The organism is Stenotrophomonas sp. P5_A9 (genome assembly GCF_056400525.1).
In genome coordinates this window covers 14,550-34,137 of the sequence record NZ_JBFULC010000068.1, presented here as the reverse complement: position 1 = coordinate 34,137, position 19,588 = coordinate 14,550, and the positions used below count along the sequence as shown (strand labels likewise).

Genomic DNA, 19,588 nt, shown 5'->3' with positions numbered 1-19,588 from the left:
CCATGGATGGCGTACGCGAGCCTCCAGGGATGGATTCACGGCGTGTCCCGCGAACTCACACACCCCCGCCCAGCCAAGGCGTACCCAGCCCCCCGCGTCCTGCTTCCTGCTTCCTGCTTCCTGCTTCCTGCTTCCTGCTTCCTGCTTCCTGCTTCCTGCTTCCTGCTTCCTGCTTCCTGCTTCCTGCTTCCTGCTTCAGGATTTTGGGCAACCCCAAACCCCAAATGGCCAACCCGCAACGTACTTGCTACCTGTCCCGCGAACCCCCACACACCCGCCCAGCCAAGGCGCACCTGGCACCCCGTGCATCACGCTTTCCGCCTTCAGGATTTTGGGGAAACCCAAGCCCCACAAGCCCTCCACGTGCCCCCGGTCACACCGTCATACGGCTGTAACAAAAACATCATTTCATAGCAGCGTCGCCGGAGAGACCGGCCCCTATCCCGCTACGGAGTGACGCATGAAACTGCACACGGCTGGCTTGACCGCCCTTTCCCTGGCCATCGCGCTGGGCCTTTCCGCCTGCAAGCCGGGCGCCGAAGGCCAGGCCGCCGCGCCGGCCACCGACGCACCCGCCGCAGCCCCGGCCGCCGGCGACAAGCTCACCGCCGAAATCTCCGGCGCCGGCGCGTCCTTCATCTTCCCGCTCGTATCCAAGTGGTCGGCCGACTACAACACCGCCACCGGCGCCAAAATCAACTACCAGTCCATCGGCTCCGGCGGCGGCATCGCCCAGATCAAGGCCGGCACCGTTGATTTCGGTTCCTCCGACAAGCCGCTGAGCAGCGAAGAGCTGGCCCAGGCCGGCCTCGGCCAGTTCCCCTCGGCCATTGGCGGCGTCGTCCCGGTCGTCAACATCGACGGCCTCGAAGCCGGCAAGCTGCGCCTGAGCGGTGCCCTGCTCGCCGACATCTTCCTGGGCAAGGTCAAGACCTGGAACGACCCGGCCATCGTCGCCGCCAACCCGGGCGTCAAGCTGCCTGACGGCAAGATCACCCTGGTCCACCGTTCCGATGGCTCCGGCACCACCTTCAACTTCTCCAACTACCTCGCCAAGGTCAGCCCGGACTGGAAGAGCAAGGTCGGCGAAGGCACCTCGGTGCAGTGGCCCGATGGCGTGGGTGGCAAGGGCAACGAAGGCGTCGCCTCGTACGTAAAGCAGATCAAGGGCTCCATCGGCTACGTCGAACTGGCCTACGCGCTGCAGAACGGCATGCCGTACGCCTCCATGCAGAACGCCGCCGGCAACTGGGTGCAGCCCACCGCCGACACCTTCGCCGCCGCTGCCGCCAGTGCCGACTGGGCCAGCGCCAAGGACTTCAACCTGGTCATCACCAACGCCCCGGGCGACCAGGCGTGGCCGATCACCGCCACCAACTTCATGCTCATGCACAAGCAGCCCAAGGATGCCAAGCGCAGCAAGGAAACCCTGGCGTTCTTCAAGTGGGCCTTCGAAAACGGCCAGAAGCAGGCCAACGAACTGCACTACGTGCCGCTGCCGGCCGAACTGGTCACCCAGATCGAAACCTACTGGTCCACCGAGTTCAAGTGAAAAAGCCGGGCCCGCGTGCAGCGCGGGCCTGACCGGTCGTAGGGCCGGGCGCTGCCCGGCAGCACCACGCTACGAACGTGTTGCCGGGCAGCGCCCGGCACGACCTCTTCTCTTTCCGGGCCCACGCCTTTCCCATGAATGCCATCGCCCTGCCTGTACCCGCACCGTCCAACCGCGACCTGCGTGATGCCCGCAACGACCGCCTGTTCCGATGGGTGCTGATCGCCACCGTCATCCTGGTGCTGGTCGCCCTGGCCTGCGCCGCGCTCTCCATGCTGTGGGGCGGCCGCCATGCCCTGCAGGAGCAGGGCCTGAGCTTCTTCTACTCGTCCGAATGGAATCCGGTCGAGAACAAATTCGGCGCCCTCGCCCCGATCTACGGCACCCTGGTCACCGCGCTGATCGCGATGGTCATCGCGGTACCGGTGAGCTTCGGCATCGCCTTCTTCCTCACCGAAGTCGCGCCGCGCTGGCTGCGTGGCCCGGTCGGTACCGCCATTGAACTGCTGGCCGGCATCCCCTCGATCATCTACGGCATGTGGGGCCTGTTCGTGCTGGTGCCGGTGATGACCGAATACATCACCCCGTTCCTCAACGACCACCTGGGCACGCTGCCGATCATCGGCCCGCTGTTCCAGGGCCCGCCGCTGGGCATCGGCGTACTCACCGCCGGCTTCGTGCTGGCCATCATGGTCATCCCCTTCATTTCCTCGGTGATGCGCGAAGTGTTCCTCACCGTGCCTACCCGCCTGAAGGAATCGGCGTACGCGCTGGGCTCGACCAAGTGGGAAGTCAGCTGGGACATCGTGCTGCCCTACACCCGCTCGGCGGTGATCGGCGGCATCTTCCTCGGCCTGGGCCGCGCGCTTGGCGAAACCATGGCCGTCGCCTTCGTGATCGGCAACAGCGTGCGTCTGTCGCCGTCGCTGCTGGAGCCGGGCACCACCATCGCCGCGCTGATCGCCAACGACTTCGGTGAGGCCACCGAAACCTACCGCTCGGCACTGCTGCTGCTCGGCTTCGTGCTGTTCATCGTGACCTTCGTGGTGCTGGCCATTGCCCGCCTGATGCTGATGCGCCTGGCCCGCAAGGAGGGCAACTGATGTCCACCGCCAACGCCCAACCGCTGTACCTGCGCCGCCGCATCGTCAACGTCGTCGCGCTGCTCATGTCCTGCCTGACCGCACTGTTCGGCCTGTTCTTCCTCGGCTGGATCCTGCTCACGCTGGCCTCCAAGGGCCTGGCCGGGATCAACCTGGACCTGTTCACCAAAATGACACCGCCGCCGATGCAGGAAGGCGGCCTGGCCAATGCGTTCTTCGGCAGCGCGGTGATGTGTGGCCTGGCCATCGCCATCGGGACGCCGCTCGGCGTGCTGGCCGGCACCTGGCTGGCCGAGTACGGCAACTTCCGCAAGACCGGCACGGTGGTGCGCTTCGTCAACGACATCCTGCTCTCGGCACCGTCCATCGTGCTGGGCCTGTTCGTCTACACCCTGTACGTGATGCAGACCGGCGGGCAGTTCTCGGCGTTTGCCGGTGCGCTGTCGCTGGCCTTCATCGCGCTGCCGGTGGTGGTGCGCACCACCGATGAAATGCTGCGCCTGGTGCCCTCGCAGATGCGCGAAGCGGCGCTGTCGCTGGGCATTCCGCAGTGGAAGGTGACCGTGCAGGTGCTGTACCGCAGCGCCGCGGCCGGCATCGTCACCGGCATCCTGCTGGCGCTGGCGCGCATCTCCGGTGAAACCGCGCCGCTGCTGTTCACCGCCTTCGGCAACCAGTACTGGAACAACAACGTGTTCCAGCCGATGGCCTCGGTACCGGTGGTGATGAACCAGTTCGCCGGCAGCCCGTATGAATCCTGGCAGACGCTGGCCTGGGCCGGCGCGCTGGTGCTGACCGTGTTCGTGCTGCTGGTCAGCCTCTCCGCGCGCGGCATCCTGCTGCGCAACCGTATCTCCAATGACTGACCTCTCCGCGGACCTCGCCATGAATGATCTCTCCAACGCCGTGCCGATGCAGCGCATCGTGGTGCCGGCCTCGCATCAAAGCCTGCAGACCCCGGCGCCGATCAAGCTGGCCGCGCGTGGACTGGACTTTTACTACGACAAGTTCCACGCACTGAAGAACATCGCGTTGGAAATCCCGGAAAAGCGCGTCACCGCGCTGATCGGCCCGTCCGGCTGCGGCAAGTCCACCCTGCTGCGCATCTTCAACCGCATCTACGCGCTGTACCCGAAGATGGAAGCGCGCGGCGAGGTGCTGCTGGACGGGGAGAACATCCTCTCGCCCAAGTACCCGATGAACCGCCTGCGCAGCAAGGTCGGCATGGTGTTCCAGAAGCCGGTGCCGTTCCCGATGACCATCTTCGAGAACGTCGCCTACGGCATCCGCCACCACGAAAAGCTGTCCAAGGCCGACATGACCGTGCGCGTCGAACAGGCACTGCGCCAGGGCGCGCTGTGGGACGAGGTCAAGGACAAGCTCAACCAGAGCGCGCTGGGCCTGTCGGGTGGCCAGCAGCAGCGCCTGTGCATCGCCCGCGCCGTGGCCCTGCGCCCGGACGTGCTGCTGCTCGACGAGCCGACCTCGGCGCTGGACCCGATCTCCACCAGCCGCATCGAGCAGCTGGTCGAAGAGCTCAAGCACGATTACACCATCGTCATCGTCACCCACAACATGCAGCAGGCCGCGCGCGTGTCCGACTACACCGCCTTCATGTACCTGGGCGACCTGATCGAACACGACCGCACCGAAGTGATCTTCTCGCAGCCCAACAAGCAGCAGACCGAAGACTACATCACCGGCCGCTTCGGCTGATCCCGGCCCGCCCACGAACCTCTGGATAGAACCGCATGAGCATTCCCAACGACCACATCGTCAAGAGCTACGACGAAGAGCAGCAACGCCTGGTGGCCGAGATCGTGCGCATGGGCGAGATGGCCGTCGCCCAGCTCGAGGCGTCCATGGACGTCATCGAGAAGCGCGACGACCACGCCGCCCATCGCATCATCGCCAACGATGAAGCGATCGACGCACTGGAACAGCAGATCAGCCACGACGTGATGCGCCTGGCGCTGCGTGGCCCGATGGCCCGCGACCTGCGCGAGATCCTCGCCGGCCTGCGCATCCCGGCCGATATCGAGCGTATCGGCGACTACGCCGCCAACGTGGCCAAGCGCTCGATCGCGCTGAGCAAGGTGCCGCCGCTGCCGCAGATCGAAGGCCTGCGCTCGCTTGGCCGGCTGGCCGCCGAGCAGGTTCGCCGCGCCATCCAGGCCTACCGCGACAACGACGCCGCCGCTGCCCTGACGCTGCGCGATGACGACGCGCGCCTGGACGCGCAGTACACCGCGCTGTTCCGCGAGCTGCTGACCTACATGATGGAAGACCCGCGCAACATCACCCCGTGCACGCACCTGCTGTTCATGGCCAAGAACCTGGAGCGGGTGGGCGACCATGCCACCAACATCGCCGAGAACGTCTGGTTCCTGGTGCACGGCGAGCAGGTCCTTCCGCCGCGCGAAAAGCGCGACGAAACCAGCAGCACCGATCACGTCTGAGTTCTCCCGCTGCAACAACAGCAAAAGCCGCTGCCTTCGGGTGGCGGCTTTTTTTGTCTTTCTCCCCTATGCGGAGCAAGCAGAAGCGTGCTTTGACCCTGTCCGGGCGCGGCAGTCGGTGGATCGGGCGCTGGGCAAAATATAGGAGGAGGCCGCCACGCGGCCAGGGGACATTTGCGCCAGGGGCCTGCCGGCCGCCACGGGGCTCTCACGCGCGCGACAGACCCGAGCGAAGACACAGCCCGATGCACACGTCGCGGGCACTGCCCGTCCGCACCCGTAGCATCGTCCTCAGGCTGCGACGGCCCTTGCACCAAGATGTTCCCCTCCGATGGGAGAAGCACCTTTATGGGTCTTTCTCCCGTCCAGATGGCAAGCATGGAGCGCGCCCTGCACCTTCCCGCCAGAGTCTTTGGAACAGCACGGTTCCCCGCCGGGGGAGAACAACCTTGTTTCTCGCGGAAGGCAGAATGCTGCTGGTGGTCCCTTCAGCGCGTGCCGGTTCACGGGCGGCATCGCAGGCTGCGCCTTCCGCAACAAATTGTATTCACCGATTGTTGAACTGCATGGGAGGATTCGTTGAGGGTTCGCAGGACATGATCCATCCAGGCGCTGCACCTGCGGCTCCATTCCGGGCCACTGGCTCACCACCAAAGGAGTTCCGTTTCGATGACCAAATCCACCCGTTCGATGTCCCTGCTGGCCGCCACCGCGTTGGCCGCTGGCCTGGGCGCCACTGCATCAGCGTCCGCGTTGAGCATGACCGACCTGGCCCAGGGCTACCTCGTTGCCGGCCAGGCCGCGACCAAGGCCGCCGAAGGAAAGTGCGGTGAAGGCAAGTGTGGCGCCCATGGCGACAAGACCGGCACCCAGGCCGCTGACAAAACGGCCACCGTAACCGGCGCCAAGGCCGCCGAAGGCAAGTGCGGCGCCGACAAGGGCAAGGGCACCGAGGCCGAGGCCAAGACCAAGGCCGCCGGCGACAAGAAGGCCGCGGAAGGCAAGTGCGGCGAAGGCAAGTGCGGTGCCAAGCACTGACCCCATCGCCCCGGGCATGCACCGGTCGCCGCTGCCTGCGGCGGCGACCGGGCTGGGCCTGCGCCGCGCACTGCTGCAGACCCTGCGTGATGCCCCGGCCGGCGACCTCGACTTCCTCGAATGCGCCCCGGAAAACTGGATTGGCGTGGGCGGCCCTGCCGGGGAGGCCCTGGCCGACCTCGCCCAGCGCTACCCGCTGAGCTGCCACGGCCTGTCCCTGTCGCTGGGCAGCACCGCGCCGCTGGACACCCGATTGCTTGCACAGGTGGGCCGGTTCCTCGACCAGCACCGGGTACCGCTTTACAGCGAGCACCTCAGCTACTGCAGCGACGATGGCCACCTTTACGACCTGCTGCCCATCCCCTTCACTGACGAAGCCGTGCACCACACCGCCGCACGCATCGCCCGCGTGCAGGATGTCCTGGGCCGGCGCATCGCGGTGGAAAACGTCTCCTATTACCTGGCACCGGAACCGGCCATGGACGAACTGGCCTTCACCAACGCCGTGCTGGCCGAAGCCAATTGCGACCTGCTGCTGGACGTCAACAACGTCTACGTCAACGCCTGCAACCATGGCTACGACGCCGACGCGTTCATCGCCGGCCTGCCCGCCGAGCGCATCGTCTGCCTGCACGTGGCCGGCCACCTGGACGAAGCTGCGGACCTCAAGATAGACACCCACGGCAGCGCCGTGATCGATCCGGTCTGGGACCTGCTGGCCCGCACCTACGCGCGCATCGGTGCACGCCCCACCCTGCTCGAACGCGATTTCAACTTTCCGCCCTACCCCGAACTGCGCGACGAATTGCGCACCATCCGCCAGCTGATGGCCGCGCACGCAGGAGCCCACCATGAGTGACGCACCGGCCCGCCTGCACGCCCAACAGCGGGCACTCACCACCCACCTGCGCGACCCGGCACAGGTGGCTCCGCCCGCCGGGCTGGACGCACGGCGCTTGGCGGTCTACCGGCGGTTGGTGTTCAACAACCTGCTGGGCCTGCTGGGCACCGGCTTTCCGGTCTGCGTGCAGCTGCTGGGCGATCCCGAGTGGACCGTGCTGGTAAGGCGCTTCGTGGCCGAACACCGCGCGCAGACCCCGCTGTTTACTGAACTGGCCGCCGAGTTCGTGCAGTGGCTGCAGGTCCAGCCGACGCTGCCACACCCGGCGCTGGCCGAACTGGCGCACTACGAGTGGGTGGAAACCGCGTTGTACCAGCTCGATGCCCAGCCGCTGCCGGCCACGCCCGGGCTGGACCCGATGCACGTCCCCCTGCTGCGCTCGCCGTTGGCGTGGCCGCTGCTGTACCACTGGCCGGTGCACCGGCTGGGCAGCGACGACGCTCCCCACACACCAGGTGACGACCCCACCGGGCTGCTGGTGCGGCGTGACCCGGATGGGCAGGTGCGTTTTGCGACCATCAGCCCGATGGCCGCGCACTTGCTGGAACAGATCGGCCAGCAGCCCGGCCATGCCGGCACGTGGCACCTGCAGCAACTTGCACGCGCCCACGGCCTGCCCGCCGATGCGCTGCTCGCCCCCGGGTCAGCATTGCTGCACCAGTTCCAGGACAGCGGCGTGATCGGCCCGGCCCCTCCCGCTTCTTGATCCCCCAACCAAGGATTCCGTTGATGAAGACACCGTATCTGGCCGCCCTGCGCGGCCGGCTGGACCCGCTCGGCCCGTGGATTGCCCCGCTTGGCCTGCGCCTTCTGCTGGCTTGGGAGTATTTCGAATCCGGCCGCGAGAAACTGCACGGCAGCAACTGGTTCGGCGAGCTGCAGCAGGCGTTCCCGTTTCCCTTCGACCAGGTACCGGCCAGCGTCAACTGGCAGCTGGCCACGTGGTTCGAACTGGTGGGCGCGGCCTGCCTGCTGGTCGGCCTGGGCACGCGCATGGCCGCCAGCAGCCTGCTGGTTCTGACCGTGGTGGCCACCGCCGCCGTGCATTGGCCCATGCACTGGGACGGGCTGGGCGAGTTGGCCATGGGTTATGCCATTACCGACCAGGGCTTTGGCAACTTCAAGCTGCCCGTATTGTTTATGGCCATGCTGCTGCCGCTGGTCCTGCAAGGGGCCGGCCCGCTGAGCCTGGACCGGTTGCTGCAGCGCTGTTTGGCACGCACGCCTTCGCTGGCCTGAGCGCGGGAGGCGTACAGTCCCCCTCTGCTAGAATCGCCGCATGACAGATGCCGCCTTGCCCCCCACCGCCGCTCCGGCGCCTGCTGCCCCGGCAGTGAACCTGGCCATGTCCCAGCGCTTCCGCGGCTTCCTGCCGGTAGTGATCGACGTGGAGACCGGTGGCTTCGACTGCAACCGTAATGCGCTGCTCGAAATCGCCGCCGTGCCGATCGAAATGGACGACAACGGCCTGCTCTACCCCGGCCAGACCGCCAGCGCCCACGTGATTCCGGCCGAAGGGCTCGAGATCGACCCGAAGTCGCTGGAGATCACCGGCATCATCCTGGACCACCCGTTCCGCCTGGCCAAGTCTGAAAAGGACGCGCTGGACCACATCTTCGCCCCGGTCCGCGCGGCAGTGAAGAAATACGGCTGCCAGCGCGCGATCCTGGTCGGCCACAACGCGCACTTCGACCTCGGCTTCGTCAATGCCGCGGTCAACCGCGTGGGCCACAAGCGCAACCCGTTCCATCCCTTCAGCGTGTTCGACACGGTCACCATGGCCGGCATCGCCTATGGCCAGACCGTGCTCGCGCGTGCGGCCGCCGCCGCAGGCCTGGGCTGGGACGCCGACGAGGCACACAGCGCGGTGTACGACACCGAGCAGACCGCCAAGCTGTTTTGCACCATCGCCAACGCGTGGCCGCGACCGTAGAGCCGACCGTTGGTCGGCTGCTCTCAAGCGCGGCACATACCCCCCGAAGGTAGAGCCGACCGTTAGTCGGCTGCTCTCAAGCGCCAGCCGCCTGCACACCACCCATCGCGTGCAGCCGACCAACGGTCGGCTCTACCGAGGTATCGATCATCGCGTGCAGCCGACCAACGGTCGGCTCTACCGATGTGTCGATCATCGCGTGCAGCCGACCAACGGTCGGCTCTACCGATGTATCGATCATCGCGTGCAGCCGACCAACGGTCGGCTCTACCGGGGTATCGATCATCGCGTGCAGCCGACCGACGGTCGGCTCTACCGGGGTGTCGATCATCGCGTGCAGCCGACCAACGGTCGGCTCTACCGGGTGTCGATCATCGCGCGCAGCCGGCCAACGGTCGGCTCTACCCGATCGCGGTGCGGTCGCGCCCCTCGCTCTTGGCCCGGTACAACGCGCGATCGGCGCGCTGATACAGCAGCATCGGGGTGCGGTCGGCCGCATCCAGCTCGACCAGGCCGGCACTGAAGGTCACCTTCAGGCCGGGCACGCCGGCCCAGTCCGGATGGTCATGGAACAGCCCGCGCAGGCGTGCGCAGACCTGCGCCGCTTCGGCCAGCCGGGTGTCATTGAGCAGCAGGGTGAACTCTTCGCCGCCGGTACGCGCCGGCATGTCCGAGTCGCGGCAGGCCGAGGCGATCACCCGCGCCACTTCCACCAGCACCAGGTCGCCGACGCTGTGGCTGTGCTGGTCGTTGACCTCCTTGAAGTGGTCGATGTCCAGGACCACCAGGCACAACGGATGGCCGCTGCGCTGGGAGCGGGCGAAATCGCGCGCCAGCGCTTCGTCGAACGCGCGCCGGTTGGGCAGCCCGGTCAACGCATCCTCGCGCGCCTGCCGCCCGAACTGCTCGGCCTGCACCGCCAGCCGGTCGGCCAGCTCGGTTTTTTCCTGGTTCAAGGCCTGCAGGTTGACCGTCTGCGCCTGCAGGTCGCGCGTGGCCTCGTCGACCATCCGCGCCAGGCGGATGTTGCTGGCCTTGTAGCGGTTGATCAGATAGCGGTACAGCGCGATCAGCCCGGCCACCAACAGCAGCACGCCGATCAGCTGCACCGTGCGCCGCTGCCACAGGAACGGTTCAACGGTGAACTCCCATACCGCCTCGCTGTCGCTCCAGCTGCCGCCGGGATGCGCCGCGGACACGTGCAGGGTGTAGTTGCCCGGCGGCAGGCCGACGAATTCGACGCTGCGCTGCTGGCCGCGTTCGATCCAGCCATTGTCCAGCCCGGTCAGCTTGGTGCGGTAACGGATCCGCTCGGACATCAGGTAGCTCAGGCCCACATAGCTCACGCTGAGTCGACGCCCGCCAGGGATGCTGTTGTGGTCGCTGCCCTGCCAGTGCAGCGGCTTGCCATCGACCAGTACGTTCTCGATCACCGCCGGGGGTGCCAGCCGCTCGCGGAAGCGCTGCAGACGCAGCGGGTCGACGGTGCTCAGGCCGCCGGCGGTGACCACCCAGAACGTGCCGTCCTGGCGCAGGATCRCCGACGGCCCGGAGCTGCCGTTGGCCTGCGAGTTGGCCATGCCATCGATCTCGTTGTAATGCTCGACCTCGATCCGCTGGGCACGGCCATCGGCGACCTGGTTGAGCATGTCCATGTCGGTGCGCAGGACCCCGCGGTTGCTGCTGATCCAGACGTTGCCGACCCGGTCGGGCACCAGTTGGAACACCGTGTCCACCGGCATGCCCTGCTCCAACCCGACCCGCGCCAGCGTGCCGTCCTCCCAGCGGTACAGGCCACGGTCGCTGCTGATCCACATCGCATCGTCGATCTGCTGGAAGCCGAACACGCTGCGGCCACCGCCCAGCGGGGCCAGGTCGATGCTCTGCACGCGATCACCGCGCAGCACCTTGATCCCTTCGATGGTGCCGATCCACAACGCGCCATCGGCGTCGTGTGTCATCGCAGTGATCAGCCCACCGGGCATTCCGGGCATGTCGGGCACGTGCACGCCGTTGCCGTCGATCCGCACCACACCCTTCTGGGTGCCGGCCCACACCGCGCCGGCGCGGTCCACGCTCATCGCGCGGATGTTGCCGCCCGGCAGCCCGTCGGCGGCGCCGTAGATCCGCCGCGTGCGGCCCTGTGCATCCAGCCGGAACACGCCATCGCCGAAGGTGCCTACCCACAGGTCGCCGTCATGGTCCTGGGCCAGGCTCAGCACCGAAGGCGTCTTTCCGCCGCTGTTGTGCAATGCAACCGGTACGAACCGGCCCTGCGCATCGCGACGGTCCAGGCCGTTGGCGCTGCCGATCCACAGTTGCCGATTCTGGTCTTCCAGCACCGTGCGTACGTAATCGCCACTGAGTCCATCGCGCTCGGTGAAGCTGCTGAACAAGGTTTCGCGCAGGCGGTACAAACCGCCGTTGGCGCCCACCCAGATGCTGCCCTCGGCATCTTCGCGCAGGCTCACCACCCGTCCGCCCGGCAGCGACAACCCGTTCGGCAGGCGCTCCAGCCCGTGCCGCGACAAACGCAGCAGTCCCTGGTTCTCGGTACCCAGCCACAGGTCGCCATGCCGGTCCTGCAGCATCGCGGTGATATGCATCACCCCGGGCAGGCGGTGCTGCAACTGCGGCAGCCCATCCTGCATGCGGTAGACGCGCTCGCCGGCGACGATCCACATCACCCCGTCCGGGGCGCGGTATGGCCAGACCAGGCCACGGCCCAGCCCGAAACTCTCCGGCGCGCGCCGCAGCACGCCGTCGTTGTCGCGCACCACCAGCCCGTCCAGCGTGCCCACCCAGACCCGGTCCTGCGCGTCCACCACCAGCTTGGTGAAGCTCATCGCCATCGGCACGTCGGCCGGCGGCTTCTGGTACTGGAAGGTCCCGTCCGGGCCGAGGCTGCCGATGCCCTGGCCTTCATACAGCAGCCACAGCCGCCCATGGCTGTCCATCTGCATCGCCTGGATCAGCACCTCCGGCGCGCCCGGTGCGTGTTCGAACACCTGCCAGCGTCCATCCGCGCCACGCCGGGTGACGTTGCCGCGCGAGTCGCTGATCCACAGCGCACCGGCACGGTCGACGAACAGCGCGCCAACACCGTTGTCGCGCAGGCCCGGCTTGGTGCTGCGGTCGAACACGGTGAAATCCAGCCCGTTGTAGCGCACCAGGCCTTCCCAGGTGGCGAACCACAAATGCCCTTCCGGGGTCTGGGCGATGTCGCGCAGCGAGTTGTGCGGCAGGCCGTTGCGCGAGGTCCACACATCGGTGGCGTAATCGCGCAGCGGCGGCGGGCCGTCCTGCGCCGACAGCGGCCACGGCAGTGCGCAGCACAGGCACAGCCACAACAGGGCTGCGCCGAGACGCCGATGGACACTGCGTTGTACCGGCCGCCACCGGCTACCGCACCCCGCTTGGCTCATCCGTTAGGACCAGCCAGGAAACGGGCGGGAGGCCGTGCGACGGGCGGCGGTGCACTGGACTTGCAACCGACGGGGAAAGGCGCGCTCATGCGAAAGTAAGCGGGTGGGGTTGCCCATAGTAGGCAAAACCACGCCGCTTTGTGTCGAGAGCGCTCAGGCAGGACGGCTGCCCGCCGCGCGCAGGCTCGCCGGCCACTCCACCACCGCCTCCAGCCCGCCCAGCGGATGGTTGCGCAGCGCCAGCCGCGCGCCATCCTTTTCGGCCAGCGCCCGCGCGATGGTCAGGCCTAGGCCGGCGCCGCCGGTTTCGCGCGAGCGCGAGGTCTCCAGCCGCACGAACGGGTCGAACACCGCCTCCAGCTCGTCGTCTGCCAGGCCGGGTCCCCGGTCGCGGATGCGCACCACCACCTTGTCCGCGTCCTGCTCCACGCTGACCCGCGCCGACTGGCCGTAGGTCACCGCGTTGTCCACCAGGTTGGAAAACAGCCGATGCATAGCCAGCGGCCGCAGCATCAACACCGCGCCGCTGGGCTCGTCGAAACGCACGTCGGCGCCGGCTTCCACGGCGTCTTCGACGATGCTCTCCAGCAGCGAATCCAGGTCCAGCGCTGCACGTTGCTCGGCACTTTCGGCACTGCGCGCCAGCTCCAGGCCCTCGCGGATCAGCGCCTGCATCGCGGCCAGGTCGCCGATCAGGCGCTCGCGCAGGGCGTCATCGGTGACGTTCTCCAGGCGCAGGCGCAGCCGGGTGACCGGCGTCTGCAGGTCGTGGGTGATCGCCGCCAACATCTGGGTGCGCTCGCCGAGGTGCCGCTGCAGGCGTTTCTGCATCGCGTTGAAAGCTTCGGCGGCGCGCTTGACCTCCAGTGGCCCGGTCACCGGCATCGGCGCGCCCTGCAGGTCGTCGCCCAGCGCGGCGGCCGCCGAGGCAAGCCGCTGCAATGGCGCACTGGCCATCCGCGCAACCACGTAGGCCAGCACCGCGATGGCCATCACCAGCAGGGTCAGGAACAGCGGGTCCACCGCCAGGATGCCGTTGTGCGCCACCGCCGGCGAGTCCAGCGCCAGCTGCAGCGGCGTGCCATCGCTCAGGCGCAGCGCCACCATCCGGCACTTGGGCGGGATGAAGGCCGGATCGCGCTCGCGCGGTGGGCCGTTGCGCGGTTTCTTCGGGTGCGGCAGTTCGGGCAGACGCGGCAGGCACGAACGGAACGAGGTAAAGGCGACCTGGCTGCTCGACACCGGCCCCGGCCGGTCATCCAGGACCTCCATCAGCGCGGCATCCGGCGGACCTACCCGTGCGCCCGGCGGCAGCCGCCGCACGCTCGGACCACCGCTGTCGAGCAGGCGATCGCGCAGCTCGGGATTGCCATCGAGCATGTTGACGAAGCCCTGCAGGCGGTCGGCGATGCGGTTGAGATTCTGCCGCTCGAACTCCTGCTGGCGCTTGGCGCTGGCCAGCATGGTCGCGCCGATCGCCGCCACGCTCATGCCCAGCAGCAGGATCAGGAACAGGCGCCCGACCATCGAGGCGAAGAACCGACCCAGGCGTTTCATTCCAGGGTAACTGCCGTGGCCAGCACATAGCCTTCGTTGCGCACGGTCTTGATCAGCCCATCGCTGCCACCGTCATCGGCCAGCTTGTTGCGCAGCCGGCTGACCTGCAGGTCGATCGCCCGATCCTGCGATTCATAGCTGCGGCCACTGCTCAGCGCCACCAGCTGTTCGCGCGACAGGACCTTGTTGGCATGCCCGACAAACACCCGCAGCAAGCGGAACTCCGCCCCGGACAGCACCACCACGCGGCCATCGGGATCGAGCAGGTGGCGATGCTCCAGGTCGAAGATCCACTGCGAGAAGCGTGCCCGGCGAATCGCCAGCGGCTCCAGATTGGCCGGCAGCGCTTCGGTACGGCGCAGCACGTTGCGGATGCGCGCCAGCAGCTCGCGCGGCTCGAACGGCTTGCCGAGGTAATCGTCGGCGCCCATCTCCAGGCCCAGCACGCGGTCGATCGGCTCGCTGCGTGCGGTGAGCATGATCACCGGCGTGCTCGACCGCGCGCGCAGATCGCGACACAGGGTCAGGCCATCTTCGCGTGGCAGGTTGAGGTCGAGCACGATCAGGTCCACGTGCTCGCGCTCGAGGACCTGGCGCATGGCCTGGCCATCGCTGGCGGTACTGACCTGGTAGCCGGCGCGGCCAAGTTGTTCGGCCAACAGCTGGCGGATGTCGTGGTCGTCGTCGACGATCAGCAGTCGATGCATCGGATTGGGAGTCTCCATGCGGCCATGATCCCCTGTCGGGAGCTGAACCGCATCCAGTGGTTTGCGTACGCATGTTTCAAAGCAGGCAACAGACACACGGCGACATACAAAAGCAGGCCTTTGGTTACGCCCCGACACAGGGCGAGTGTTGAGCCGCACGGGTGCGGTCTTCACAATGCTGACAACGCCGCATCCCGGCCTGCCGAGTAGACGATCATCGTGAAGCCCCGCCTGCCCATCACCCGTCGCGGCCGCGTGCTGCTGTTGATCGCCGTTGTCGTCGTGCTGGCTGCGATTGTCGCATGGTACCTGCGCAAGCCGACCGCCCCGACCCTGGCCACCACCCCGGTCGGCCGTGGCGACATCGAGCAGACGGTAGAGGCCACCGGGGTGATCGATGCCTACAAGCTGGTCAGCGTGGGCGCGCAGGCCTCCGGCCAGATCAAATCGCTGCGGGTGCAGCTGGGCGATACGGTCAAACAAGGCGACCTGATCGCCGAGATCGATGCCACCACCCAGCAGAACCAGGTGCTCAACGCCGAGGCCACGCTGGACCAGGTCAAGGCGCAGCGCGCGGTGCAGCAGGCCAGCCTGCGCGAGGCCGAGCTGGAATTCGCGCGGCAGCAGCAGATGCTGGCCGCCGAAGCGACCTCGCGGGCCGAATACGACGCCGCCGACGCCAAGCTGAAAACCGCCCGCGCGCAGATCCAGTCCTACGATGCGCAGATCAAGGGCAGCGAAACCGAGCTGGGCACCGCCCGCGCCAACCTGGCCTACACCCGCATCACCGCGCCGATGGACGGCACCGTGGTGGCGGTGGTCGCCGAAGAGGGCCGCACCGTCAACGCCAACCAGACCGCACCGACCATCGTGATGCTGGCGCGGCTGGACCTGGTCACAGTCAACGCCGAAGTTTCCGAAGCCGACGTGGTCAAGATCAAGGCCGGCATGCCGGTGTACTTCACCACCCTGGGCGAGCCGGACCGCAAGTACCACGCCACGCTGCGCCAGATCAATCCGGCGCCGTCGTCGATCGCCAACGACAGTTCGTCCAGTTCCAGTTCCTCCAGTTCCAGCTCCAGCAGCGCGGTGTATTACAACGCGCTGTTCGACGTGGAAAACCCCGACGGCACGCTGCGCATCGACATGACCGCGCAGGTCTCGGTGATGCTCAGCCAGGCCAAGGGCGTGCTGACCATTCCCGCCGTCGCGCTGGGCCCGAAGACCCGCGACGGCCAGCACATGGTGCGCGTGGCCGACAAGGACGGCGTGCCGACCCCGCGCAAGGTCAGGATCGGGATCAACAACGGCGCCAATGCCGAAGTGCTGTCCGGGTTGCAGGAAGGCGAGAAAGTCGTGGTCGGTGAAGGCGGTGCGGCCGCCACCGGTGCCGGCGGTGGCCGCCGCGGGGGCGCGCAGATGCGCATGGGCGGGGCCGGCATGGGCGGGCCGCGTCGATGAGTCCGGCCTCCACGGGCACGCCGCTGCTGCGCCTGCGTGACCTGCGCCGCGAGTTTCCCGCCGGCGATGACACCATCGCGGTGCTGCGCGACGTCAACCTGGACATCGGCGCTGGCGAGATGGTCGCCATCGTCGGCCAGTCCGGCTCGGGCAAGTCGACGCTGATGAACATCCTCGGCTGCCTGGACCGCCCCACCCGCGGCAGCTACCAGGTGGCCGGGCGCGAGACCGGCAGCATGCTGCCGGACGAACTGGCGGCGCTGCGCCGCGAGCATTTCGGCTTCATCTTCCAGCGCTACCACCTGCTCGGCGACCTGGATGCGCGCGGCAACGTGGCCGTGCCGGCCGTCTACGCCGGCAGCCCGGGGCCGGTGCGTACCGCGCGTGCCGAACAGTTGCTGCAGCGCCTGGGCCTGGGCGACCGCATGAACCACACGCCCGGCCAGCTTTCCGGCGGCCAGCAGCAGCGCGTGTCGATCGCGCGCGCGTTGATGAACGGTGGCGAGGTGATCCTGGCCGACGAACCGACCGGCGCGCTCGACACGAAATCCGGTGAGGAGGTAATGGGCATCCTCGGCGAGCTGCATGCCGAAGGCCACACCATCATCATCGTCACCCACGACATGAGCGTGGCCGAACACGCACAGCGCATCATCGAAATCCGCGACGGCGAGATCATCGCCGACCGCACCAACCCCTCCGCGCCCAGCTACCGCGCGCAGCGCGAGCCGACCGTGGCCGCGGGCGGCGGCAACAGCTGGCGGGCCGCCCGCGATCGCTTCACCGAAGCGTTCCGGATGGCGCTGCTGGCGATGAACGCCCATCGTCTGCGCACCTTCCTGACCATGCTCGGGATCATCATCGGCATTGCCTCGGTGGTGTCGGTGGTGGCGATGGGCAACGGTTCGCAGCAGCAGATCCTGCAGAACATCAGCGCGCTGGGCACCAATACCATCGATGTCTATCCCGGTCGCGGCTTCGGCGACATGCGCTCGGCGCGCGTGCAGACGCTCAAGGCCAGCGATGCCGACGCGCTGGCGCGGCAGAGCTATGTGGACAGCGCCACTCCCAGCGTGTCCTCGTCGGTGACTGCGCGCTACCGCAACCAGTCGGCCACCGCGCAGGTCAGCGGCGTGGGTGAGCAGTACTTCCGGGTCAAGGGCGTTACCTTGAGCGCGGGCAGCTTCTTCGACGGCGATGCGGTCAAGGGCCTGGTCCAGGTCGCGGTGATCGACGAGAACACCCGTACCCAGTTTTTCCCGTCCGGTGAAGATCCGATCGGCCAGGTGATCCTGCTCGGCAACGTGCCGGTGCGGGTGATCGGCGTCGCACAGCGGCAGAGCTTCGGCATGGGCAGCAGTACCAGCCTGGGCGTGTGGGTGCCCTACACCACGGTGATGTCGCGCATGCTTGGGCAAAGTTACGTCTCCAGCATCACCGTGCGGGTGGACGACAGCACACCGATGGATGCCGCGCAGGCCGCGATCTCCAAGCTGTTGATCATGCGCCACGGCACCGAGGACTTCTTCCTCAGCAACAGTGCCGAGATCCGCGAAACCATCGAACAGACCACGCGCACCATGACGTTGCTGATCAGCGCGATCGCCGCGATCGCGTTGCTGGTCGGCGGCATCGGGGTGATGAACATCATGCTGGTGTCGGTCACCGAGCGCACCCGCGAGATCGGCGTGCGCATGGCCGTCGGCGCGCGGCAGAGCGACATCCGCCAGCAGTTCCTGATCGAGGCGGTGCTGGTCTGTCTGCTCGGTGGCCTGCTTGGCGTCGGTCTGTCACTGGTGGTCGGCTGGTTGTTCGGCAAATTCGCCCCGGATTTCCAGATGCTGTTCTCGACGGCCTCGATCGTCGCCGCGTTCGCCTGCTCCAGCCTGATCGGCGTGGCGTTCGGTTTTCTTCCGGCGCGCAGTGCCGCCCAACTTGATCCCGTGGAGGCGCTGGCGCGCGAATGATGAATCCCCTTTTCCCGCTCATCCGCGGCCACCTGCGCCCGCTCGCCCTGGCCTGCGTGACCACGCTGGCTGTGTCGGCCTGCGTCAGCACCGGCCATTACGCCGTCGACGCTCCCAGCGTGCCGGCCAGCTATGGTCGCGGCGATGCCTCGCGCAATGTCCCCACTGACGTGGTGGAGACCCTGCCGCATACCGACCGCACCGAGGTCCGCGACGATCCCTGGTGGACCCAGTTCGGCGATCCGCGCCTGGCGCGGGTGATCGACCGCGCCCTGGCCGCCAACACCGACCTGGCCTCGGCCGGGTTGGCCGTGCAGCGCGCCCGCCTGCAGGCCGGGCTGGCCGACAACGCGCTGTGGCCGCAGCCTTCGGGCAGCGTCGGCAGCAACGGCAGTCGTCCGATCGACCAGGGCGCGCAGTGGAACCGCGGCAGTTCGGCCAGTGTGTCGCTGCAATGGGAAATCGACCTGTGGGGCCGCCTGCGCACCCAGCGCGACATCGCCCAGTGGGAAGCGCAGGCGCGTGAGGAAGACCTGCAGAACACCGCGTTGCTGGTGATCGGCGACGTCGCCACGCAGTACTGGACGCTGGCCTTCCTCAATCAGTCGATCCGCGCCGGCCAAGCCAACCTGGACCGCCTGCAGCGCACCCGGCAACTGGTGCAGGCTCGCTTCGACGCCGGTGCGGTATCGCGCCTGGAAGTCCGCCAGGCCACCCAGAGCCTGGAAGCGCAACGGGCCACGCAAAGCGCGCTGGAACAGCAGCGGGTGGCCAGCCGCAACGCGTTGACGGTGCTGCTGGACGGGCAGCCGTGGCCGCTGGACGACGAGCCGCAGCAGTTGCTGGACGGTGGACGCCCGGTGGTGGCCGAAGGCCTGCCGGCCGAACTGCTGGGCCGGCGCCCGGACCTGCGCGCGGCCGAACTGAGGCTGCGCAACAGCCTGAAGACGATCAAGGTCACCGCCACCCAGTACTACCCCGCGCTGAGCCTGACCGGCAGCGTCGGCAGCAGCGCGACGTCGTTGTCGAACGTGCTGCAGAACCCGGTGGCTACGCTGGGCGCCGGTCTGTCGTTGCCGTTCCTCAACATCGGCCAGGCGCGGTTGAACACCCGCCTGGCCGGCACCGATTACCAGATGGCCGCCAACGACTTCCGCCGCACGCTGTACACGGCCCTGTCGGAGGTGGACAACGCGCTGTCGGCACGCGAGCAGTTCGCCACCCAGGTGGCGGCCTCGCAGGCATCGTTCGATGAAGCGGTGGAGATCGAGCGGATGTACGAGGTGCGCTATCGGGTCGGCGCCACCGACCTGCGCACCTGGCTGGAAGCGCAGCAGACCCGCCGCGATGCGGAGCTGTCGCTGGCCTCGGTGAAGCAGAAGCAGCTGATCAACGATGTAACGTTGTTCAAGGCGCTGGGCGGCAGCGCGCGGTAACCGTAGAGCCGACCGTTGGTCGGCTACCCACCACCACGTAGAGCCGACC

17 protein-coding genes are annotated in these 19,588 nt (G+C 67.6%); 13 read left to right on the top strand and 4 right to left on the bottom strand.

Features of this window, described 5'->3' with window-relative positions:
- Positions 1-460: 460 nt before the first annotated feature.
- The 10 genes from pstS (at position 461) to rnt (ending at position 8,986) form a co-directional block, all read left to right on the top strand.
- Positions 461-1,552 carry a phosphate ABC transporter substrate-binding protein PstS gene (pstS, locus tag AC1DR7_RS17420; RefSeq protein WP_256777416.1) on the top strand — a complete coding sequence of 364 codons (1,092 nt, stop codon included), beginning with the start codon at positions 461-463 and terminating at the stop codon, positions 1,550-1,552.
- 134 nt (positions 1,553-1,686) lie between these two features.
- Positions 1,687-2,655: a phosphate ABC transporter permease subunit PstC gene (gene pstC, locus AC1DR7_RS17415; protein ID WP_256777417.1), complete on the top strand. Its 969-nt coding sequence runs from the start codon at positions 1,687-1,689 to the stop codon at positions 2,653-2,655.
- Positions 2,655-3,521 carry a phosphate ABC transporter permease PstA gene (gene pstA, locus AC1DR7_RS17410; protein WP_457321858.1) on the top strand — a complete coding sequence of 289 codons (867 nt, stop codon included), beginning with the start codon at positions 2,655-2,657 and terminating at the stop codon, positions 3,519-3,521. The genes pstC and pstA overlap by 1 nt, the downstream gene beginning before the upstream one ends.
- Before the next feature lie 19 nt (positions 3,522-3,540).
- Complete coding sequence (gene pstB, locus AC1DR7_RS17405; RefSeq protein WP_256777419.1) at positions 3,541-4,371, top strand: phosphate ABC transporter ATP-binding protein PstB; 831 nt, start codon at positions 3,541-3,543, stop codon at positions 4,369-4,371.
- A 35-nt stretch (positions 4,372-4,406) separates the two neighbouring features.
- On the top strand, positions 4,407-5,114 hold the full coding sequence (gene phoU / locus AC1DR7_RS17400) for a phosphate signaling complex protein PhoU (protein WP_256777420.1): 708 nt from the start codon (positions 4,407-4,409) through the stop codon (positions 5,112-5,114).
- A gap of 669 nt (positions 5,115-5,783) precedes the next feature.
- Positions 5,784-6,152 (top strand): HvfA family oxazolone/thioamide-modified RiPP metallophore, encoded by a 369-nt coding sequence (locus AC1DR7_RS17395; protein WP_457318929.1) that lies wholly within the window; start codon positions 5,784-5,786, stop codon positions 6,150-6,152.
- Positions 6,139-7,011: an HvfB family MNIO-type RiPP peptide maturase gene (locus AC1DR7_RS17390; RefSeq protein ID WP_457318930.1), complete on the top strand. Its 873-nt coding sequence runs from the start codon at positions 6,139-6,141 to the stop codon at positions 7,009-7,011. The genes AC1DR7_RS17395 and AC1DR7_RS17390 overlap by 14 nt, the downstream gene beginning before the upstream one ends.
- The gene (locus tag AC1DR7_RS17385; protein WP_256777422.1) at positions 7,004-7,759 is read left to right on the top strand and encodes an HvfC family RiPP maturation protein; all 756 of its coding nucleotides are present in this window, start codon (positions 7,004-7,006) and stop codon (positions 7,757-7,759) included. Before AC1DR7_RS17390 ends, AC1DR7_RS17385 begins: the two co-directional genes overlap by 8 nt.
- Positions 7,760-7,782: 23 nt before the next feature.
- A complete protein-coding gene (locus AC1DR7_RS17380; RefSeq protein ID WP_256777423.1) occupies positions 7,783-8,292 on the top strand; it encodes an HvfX family Cu-binding RiPP maturation protein in 510 nt (169 codons plus the stop codon).
- Between the two features lie 40 nt (positions 8,293-8,332).
- Complete coding sequence (gene rnt / locus AC1DR7_RS17375) at positions 8,333-8,986, top strand: ribonuclease T (RefSeq protein ID WP_478051783.1); 654 nt, start codon at positions 8,333-8,335, stop codon at positions 8,984-8,986.
- Between the two features lie 76 nt (positions 8,987-9,062).
- On the opposite strand, the gene AC1DR7_RS17370 is transcribed toward rnt, so the two are convergent.
- From AC1DR7_RS17370 to AC1DR7_RS17355, 4 genes are all read right to left on the bottom strand, one after another.
- Positions 9,063-9,317, bottom strand: coding sequence for a hypothetical protein (locus AC1DR7_RS17370; protein ID WP_457318932.1), 255 nt, complete (start codon positions 9,315-9,317; stop codon positions 9,063-9,065).
- A 70-nt stretch (positions 9,318-9,387) separates the two neighbouring features.
- Complete coding sequence (locus tag AC1DR7_RS17365; protein ID WP_478076577.1) at positions 9,388-12,411, bottom strand: two-component regulator propeller domain-containing protein; 3,024 nt, start codon at positions 12,409-12,411, stop codon at positions 9,388-9,390.
- 153 nt (positions 12,412-12,564) lie between these two features.
- Positions 12,565-13,968 carry an ATP-binding protein gene (locus AC1DR7_RS17360; RefSeq protein ID WP_457318934.1) on the bottom strand — a complete coding sequence of 468 codons (1,404 nt, stop codon included), beginning with the start codon at positions 13,966-13,968 and terminating at the stop codon, positions 12,565-12,567.
- Complete coding sequence (locus AC1DR7_RS17355) at positions 13,965-14,693, bottom strand: response regulator (protein WP_256777427.1); 729 nt, start codon at positions 14,691-14,693, stop codon at positions 13,965-13,967. The genes AC1DR7_RS17360 and AC1DR7_RS17355 overlap by 4 nt, the downstream gene beginning before the upstream one ends.
- Before the next feature lie 201 nt (positions 14,694-14,894).
- Here AC1DR7_RS17355 and AC1DR7_RS17350 point away from each other — a divergent pair, with 201 nt between their 5' ends.
- The 3 genes from AC1DR7_RS17350 to AC1DR7_RS17340 are packed head-to-tail and all read left to right on the top strand — an operon-like array spanning position 14,895 to position 19,539.
- Complete coding sequence (locus AC1DR7_RS17350; protein ID WP_478052015.1) at positions 14,895-16,136, top strand: efflux RND transporter periplasmic adaptor subunit; 1,242 nt, start codon at positions 14,895-14,897, stop codon at positions 16,134-16,136.
- The gene (locus AC1DR7_RS17345) at positions 16,133-18,103 is read left to right on the top strand and encodes a MacB family efflux pump subunit (protein ID WP_478052016.1); all 1,971 of its coding nucleotides are present in this window, start codon (positions 16,133-16,135) and stop codon (positions 18,101-18,103) included. The genes AC1DR7_RS17350 and AC1DR7_RS17345 overlap by 4 nt, the downstream gene beginning before the upstream one ends.
- Positions 18,103-19,539, top strand: a complete 1,437-nt coding sequence (locus AC1DR7_RS17340; RefSeq protein WP_457321231.1) for an efflux transporter outer membrane subunit — start codon at positions 18,103-18,105, stop codon at positions 19,537-19,539. The genes AC1DR7_RS17345 and AC1DR7_RS17340 overlap by 1 nt, the downstream gene beginning before the upstream one ends.
- The last annotated feature ends 49 nt before the right edge of the window (positions 19,540-19,588 follow it).